General features: G+C 57.9%; 5 protein-coding genes. All 5 read left to right on the forward strand.

The window, feature by feature from the left end:
• Positions 1 to 224, forward strand: a 224-nt coding sequence (locus IH881_20245; GenBank protein MCH7870029.1) for a beta-ketoacyl-ACP synthase, incomplete at its 5' end; no start/stop codon positions are given.
• An 89-nt stretch (positions 225 to 313) separates the two neighbouring features.
• Entirely contained in the window at positions 314 to 943 is a 630-nt protein-coding gene (locus IH881_20250) for an outer membrane beta-barrel protein (protein ID MCH7870030.1), read from the forward strand.
• A 164-nt stretch (positions 944 to 1107) separates the two neighbouring features.
• Positions 1108 to 2535: an ankyrin repeat domain-containing protein gene (locus IH881_20255; GenBank protein ID MCH7870031.1), complete on the forward strand. Its 1428-nt coding sequence runs from the start codon at positions 1108 to 1110 to the stop codon at positions 2533 to 2535.
• A gap of 4 nt (positions 2536 to 2539) precedes the next feature.
• Positions 2540 to 3826 (forward strand): ankyrin repeat domain-containing protein, encoded by a 1287-nt coding sequence (locus IH881_20260; GenBank protein ID MCH7870032.1) that lies wholly within the window; start codon positions 2540 to 2542, stop codon positions 3824 to 3826.
• Between the two features lie 92 nt (positions 3827 to 3918).
• Positions 3919 to 4470 (forward strand): hypothetical protein, encoded by a 552-nt coding sequence (locus IH881_20265; protein ID MCH7870033.1) that lies wholly within the window; start codon positions 3919 to 3921, stop codon positions 4468 to 4470.
• Positions 4471 to 4759 lie beyond the last annotated feature (289 nt).

The following is a 4759-nucleotide window of genomic DNA, read 5'->3' on the forward strand; positions in this document are numbered from 1 at the left end:
TGGGCCATACCTTGGGAGCCTGCGGAGCCCTGGAGGCGTGGCTCAGCATCGAGATGATGCGCGAGGGCTGGTTCTCTGAAAATTTGAATCTCGACAATATAGACCCGAACTGCGGCGAACTCGATTACATCAAAGATTGCCCGCGCGAGATCGACACCCAATATGTGATGAGCAACAACTTTGCTTTCGGTGGCGTCAACACCTCGCTCATCTTCAAACGTTGAACATTTTTTTGATTCTCGTAAACCGAAGCAATATGATGATCGAGCCCCGGAAGACCGTACCGAGTAAAACATCTAAACTGGAGATTTAGATGCGCGGGATCCATCTGGATATTACAGGTCTTGCCCGATTGGCTGTCCTGATTTTCGTATGTCTCTCGAGTACCGCATTCGCCGAAAATCGGAACCACATCGGCGCGGGGGGCGGGTTGTTCAGCCCATCCAAGGGTGACAGCGGCACTTCATTCGCTTTCCAGTACGCGCACAAACTTGGTACGCGTCACTACATTGGTGCCGAATTCGAGTACAGAGAGTTTGACGGTGAACTATTCAATGTCGAAAATCTCGCTCTCAAGACTTACAACATCCGTGCCATCTATCGAATCGACATCGTGGTCAATTCTCTGTTCACCCCGTACTTTGGAATTGGATTGGGATTCGGGATCAACACCTTTGACACTGACAAGGTCGAGGCCGCCCTTGAGGCGAGGTTTCCAGGAGCGAGCGCATCGGTGCCTTCGGTTGGCGGGGGCATCGGAATACAGGCGGTAGTCGGCTTGGACATCACAATTCCACCGACCCCAGCGCTGTCTGTGTACAGCGAAGCGCGCTTGGGGTACGTCGCCCAGTTCAGTCAGATACAGGGGGTGGGGGATGAAGAACTCAAAGTGGAGAACCTCGGCGGCGTGACCCTACACGGCGGGCTTCGACTGTCCTTCTAGTCGCACCCATTCAGCCAAGGGCATCGAAAGTTCTTCGCTCGTCGCGAAACCCATTGACGACCTGCTATTGACTGAGCAGACTCCTTCTCACTCGAGGTCTGCAATGAAGTCCTTGCGCTGCAGCGACTAAAATTTGCGGATCTCCAGGGGGTGGGGGATTCGTAGTGAAGTGGTTCGGCTCGAGCCGATCGAACGTGCGTCAGACTCCAGCTCCACTCACCTCCGTGCTGCGACTCCTCCCCGCGCTGCTAGCCCTGTCGATGTGGTTGGCGACTCCGAGTACTGCGGCTTCGCTCGCCCGGTCGGCAAAGAAGGGCGATCTAGCGAAGGTCGAAGCCTTGATCGCCGCCGGCGCGGATCTCGACAAACCAGATTCCCGGGGCAATACGCCTATTTATCATGCGGCATCGAAGGGGCACGCCGATGTCGTCGAAGCGCTCGCACAAGCCGGGGCGGACGTCGATTCCGAAAACGGCTTTGGCTCGACCCCGCTCCACATTGCCAGCTACGAGGGGCACGTCGAAGTCATTCGCGTGCTCGTCACCTACGGCGCCAACATCGATGCTGTAAATGCGCCCCGGGGTTCGGGCAACCTGCTCGCCAACGGGAGCGGTGCGAGTTTGATCCGCCGCGGGCCCACGCCCAGCACCCCGATGATGAAGGCTGCTCGCGCGGGGGAACTCGAAGCGGTCAAGACATTGATCGAGTTGGGCGCGAAGCTTCCGGCGCGGGACGCGGTGAAGCAAGCGCAGCAGAAGGGGCACAAGGAGATCGCCGCCTATATCACCAAGGCGACGCGCGACCGCAAAGGGCAGCGCATGCAGCCCGGGGGCTCGGCTCCACCGGAGTCGATTGTATTCACTGCAGACTATGGGCGTCGCATCGCGGCCGTGGTCGGGATCAGCCGCTACACCCATCTGAGCAATCTCGAAGGTGCGGCGAGGGACGCCAAGGCTACCGGCGACATGCTCAGGGCATTGGGTTTCGACGAGGTGCTCGAACTCTACGACGAAGATGCGACACGCGAATCCATCCTCGATCTGCTCGGCAACCAACTCCAGCGAAAGACCACGGCGAACGACCTCGCGTTCATCTTCTTTGCGGGACATGGAACCACCGAAACCCTGCCGAACGGTGAAAAGCGGGGATATCTGGTTCCCACTGATGGAACCACCGAAGACGCCTATACCACTGGCATCTCAATGGAGACGATTCGCGACCTTTCCAATCGACTGCCCGCAAAGCACGTGTACTACGCCATTGACGCCTGCTATTCCGGCAGTCTCGCGGTGTCTCGGGGACAGGGACGGCCCAATACCCCCAGTCAGCGCATCCAGGCCGTTCAGATGCTGACCGCCGGGACGGAAGGCCAGCAGGCGATCGAGCAAGGCGGCCGCGGCGTCTTTACCACTTATCTGTTGCAGGGCATGCGCGGCGAAGCCGACCGCAACGGGGATAAAGTTGTGACCGCGTCGGAGATTGGTTGGTTCGTTTCGGATCAAGTGAGGCTTGCAACCAAGAGTCGCCAAACCCCGGTGTACGGTCGCATGAGCGGCGCCGGTGAAGTCGCGTTCGGAATGGGGAGCCAGTAATTCGATGTCTCTACTTCTCCGCTTTTTTCTGCTCGGGATGGTCCTGTCCATTGCTGCGGGCATGGCTGCGGGCGCGGCTGCCGACACGGTGCTGGGAAAGGCCGCCGGGAAAGGTGACGCGTCGACGGTTGCGCGTCTGCTCGCCGAGGGTGGCGATCCGAATGAAGGCGACGACGACGGAGTGACGGCACTGCATCAGGCCGCCGCCAGCGGGCACTTCGCAATCGTGAAGCTGCTCGTGGAAGCCGGGGCCGATGTCAATCAAGCAGAATACGACGGCGACACCGCCCTGATCAATGCCAGCGCGTTCGGTCATGCAGACGTCGTCGGTTATTTAATCGACCACGGTGCCGATCCCACCGTCGAGAGTTCCCAGGGTCTCCTCGCCATCAAGCACGCTCGCAATGGACGCCACAGCGATGTGGTTGCCATCCTGAGGACTGCGGCGCGACGGACCCGGAACGAGGATACCGGGTGGGGTGGATCACGAGATTCGGCGTCGCGTGTATTCGAGATCAAGCCACCGAAGCACTACAAGCCCGGCTACACCGGCCGCATCGCCGCGGTGATTGGCATCAACGACTACGACCGCTGGCCCCCGCTGTCCGGAGCAAAACCCGACGCGCGCAGGGTGGCGGCTCAGCTCAAGAAGCTGGGTTTCGATCCCGTGTTGGAACTCTACGACAAACAGGCCACCCGCAACGGGATCCTGCACCTTCTGGGAACGGAACTTCAATCGCACGCTTCGGAGAATGACTTGGTGATGATTTTTTTCGCCGGTCACGGCCAGACCGAGACGTTGCCTGGGCCGGCTGGCGAAAAACGCGGCTACATCATTCCCGTCGATGGCGACCCACAGCGAGTATTTTCTACCGGTATTCCAATGCGTCAGCTGCGGGAGCTGACCAATAGGCTGCCGGCGAAGCATGTCTACTACGCGATGGACTCCTGTTACTCGGGACTCGGTTTTACCCGCGGTATTGGCGTGGTGAAGAAAACCTCTCTCAATTACATCGACAAGGTAACGAGCCTGCGCTCGGTCCAGATGGTGACCGCAGGTGGAGAAGGTGAAGAAGTACTGGAACGAGAGGGGCGCGGTCTCTTTACGACGCGCTTTATCGAAGCGCTTTCAGGCGAAGCCGATCTAAACAATGACGGCTATGTCACCGCTAGTGAAATTGGCACTTATGTGACGCCGCGGGTGACCGAAGACTCCCATGCACGGCAAACCCCTCAATCGGGCAGATTGGAAGGAGAGGGTGAAATCGCCTTCAAAATGCTCAACCGCTAGATCCCTGCCCCACGGTCTGAAATCCAAGCGATACAACCGTCCTCATGGGGAGGTCTGGTGTCGACTGGATCCAATATGGAGATACACGAGCAATGACTAGAGTATGGATGAGCACGTTCGTCGCGATCGCGATGGCGATTGCCTTCGCGCCCCAGGCGAGTGCCCAGGGTGCAATCGAAATTGCGGGCAGGACCGCAATCACGGGAGTCTTCAGTGTGATTTCCAGTCGCCCAGACAAGGGAGGTGATTCAGACACGGTACTCCTCGGGACTACAATAACCAGGACCACGCCGAATGCGCGATGGGAATACGGCGGAGGATTTTCCATACTTGCATCGTACAACGATTTCGCAGACGTTTATGCCGTTACTCCGACTGGTCAGTTTCGAATCAACTCGAACTTCATGGGCCCCGAGGAAAATATTCTGCTTTTCGCAGGGGCCGTGGCTGGTATCACCTTTATCCAAACTAGAACCTCCGGTTTGGGTACCCAGAGTGACACGCTTTTTGTGATTGGTCCAAAGTTTGGCGCAGAATTCTACTTTGCACCCAACGCCGCGATTCAACTCGAGGATACGGTGCTTATTGATTCCGATTCAGGTGTCACCAATAACATGACTATCGGGTTCAAGTTTCTCTTCTAAGGATCCAAGCTCTAGACCCTGTCTAGCTGGGTAACACCGCGATCCGGTTGCTCCCCCTCTGCGCAAGATGCAAACGTCTTTCGCAGAGGAGAGTCGCCGGATGCCGCCTCTTCCTTCATTCCTGATCTCAATTGGGCAGCAATCCGCACGAGTCTCGTGTAGGTTTGCGCGCCATGAAACAGAACCGAGACTCGCGAACCGCATTTGGCCTGAAGATTCTGAACTCGAACCACGCGAGCGTTCGTCGCTTGAAGCGCGACGGAAATGTGCCGGAGATCCACGGGCACAA

The organism is Myxococcales bacterium (assembly GCA_022563535.1).
GTDB lineage: Bacteria > Myxococcota_A > UBA9160 > UBA9160 > UBA4427 > DUBZ01.